The sequence below is a fragment of the Gaoshiqia sediminis genome (assembly GCF_025907915.1).
Classification (GTDB): domain Bacteria; phylum Bacteroidota; class Bacteroidia; order Bacteroidales; family Prolixibacteraceae; genus Gaoshiqia; species Gaoshiqia sediminis.
In genome coordinates, this window is record NZ_JAPAAF010000095.1 from 1 (window position 1) to 1,513 (window position 1,513).

The 1,513-nt window shown below is 48.1% G+C and carries 2 protein-coding genes; both read left to right on the forward strand.

Annotated elements, in window-relative coordinates; translation table 11 throughout:
- Nucleotides 1–25 precede the first annotated feature (25 nt).
- Nucleotides 26–934, forward strand: coding sequence for a relaxase/mobilization nuclease domain-containing protein (locus N2K84_RS20110; RefSeq protein ID WP_282593627.1), 909 nt, complete (start codon nucleotides 26–28; stop codon nucleotides 932–934).
- Between the two features lie 42 nt (nucleotides 935–976).
- Entirely contained in the window at nucleotides 977–1,474 is a 498-nt protein-coding gene (locus tag N2K84_RS20115; RefSeq protein ID WP_282593628.1) for a hypothetical protein, read from the forward strand.
- Nucleotides 1,475–1,513: the final 39 nt, after the last annotated feature.

The following is a 1,513-nucleotide window of genomic DNA, read 5'->3' on the forward strand; positions in this document are numbered from 1 at the left end:
GATCACCTGTTAGATCAAATCCGCCATGATGGCTAAGATCGTAAAAGGAAGAAGCTTCAGCGGGGTGGTCAATTACGTCCTTGACCCGGAAAAGCAGGCAGAACTTCTGGACAGCCAGGGACTGAGAACCAAAAGCGGGCAAAGCATCATCGAAAGCTTCCGGCTTCAAACACAGCTGAACCAGCACATCCAAAAACCGGTCGGGCACATTTCCCTCGACTTTTCGCCGAAAGACAAAGAAAAGCTGAACGGGAAAATCATGGTTCAAATCGCCGGGGCCTATATGAAAGGGATGGGAATCGAAAACACCCAATACCTGTTGGTCCGGCACTACGACAAAGAACACCCGCATGTTCACCTGGTATTCAACCGGGTTGACAACGACGGTAAAACCATCTCGGACAGGAATGACCGCTACCGGAGCGAGAAGATCTGCAAAGACCTGACCCGCCGGTTCCATTTGTACTTCGCCGCCGGAAAAGAGCAGGTAAAGACCCACCGGCTTCGCGAACCAGACAAAACCAGGTACTGCATATACGGGACGCTGAAAACAGCCCTTCCGGATTGTAAAAGTTGGGATGATGTGATTGAACGACTGAAACAGGAAGAAATTACCGTTGAGTTTAAGCTGAAGGGGAAAACTGCCGAAGTGCAGGGAGTGATATTCGGCAAAAACGGCTACAGCTTCAGCGGCTCAAAGGTTGACCGCCGGTTCAGTTTCTCAAAAATTACGGAACAGCTGGAACGGAACAGGGAAAAACTGACACCAACGCAAGATAACCGGTGCCTGTCTGAGCGGAAGGAAAGCCCGGTTTTGGGCAACTACCTGGGAAGCCTGGTCCGGGCTGTTGAAAGACAAAATGAACGGGAGAGACAGCAGGAGCGGAGACTTCCGACCAATCGGCCAAAGCGCCGTAAGGGAAGAAGAATATAAGCAGGCCCGAGGAAACAGTATAAACAGAAATAAACAGTAACGATGACTACCAATGCCGTAATCCATGAAATGTTTGAGGAATTGAAATCCAAGCTCCAAGCGATGGAAGATAAGATTGATTCCCGGACAGAAATAAACGACCCGTCAAAAGAAGACAAAGAAAAACAACGGCAGCAAGACCGTCAGTCGGCAGAACGCATTCTTCGGCAGATAGCCGGCCACTTGGAAGCCATCCAACGGGAAACAGGTTCGGTAAGAGCCGACATGAAAGACCTGGAAACCCGTTTCAGCTTGAAGCTGGAAGAACACCGGGAGATCCAGCATCAACAATACAGATTGAAAACAACGCGAAGGACAACTATCCAGAGCTTTATTCTGTTGACCTTTTTTCTGGTTGGATCAATCCCGATAAACATCTGTCAGTCAGAGAAAATCAGCCGGATGAGGGGGAATGACTGGAAGTACCGGTATATCCGAATGAATAAAGGAATTACGGAAAAGGAGCTAACCCAACTGGATTCATTGTTATATGTTAATTGATTGAACACTTTTAAGCTGATTTTTATTATGTGCATATCG

Bases quoted from the DNA above. Each gene is read 5' to 3' on its own strand.
- N2K84_RS20115 (WP_282593628.1), top strand. From the start codon at position 977: ATGACTACCAATGCCGTAATCCATGAAATGTTTGAGGAATTGAAATCC.
- N2K84_RS20110 (WP_282593627.1), top strand. From the start codon at position 26: ATGATGGCTAAGATCGTAAAAGGAAGAAGCTTCAGCGGGGTGGTCAAT.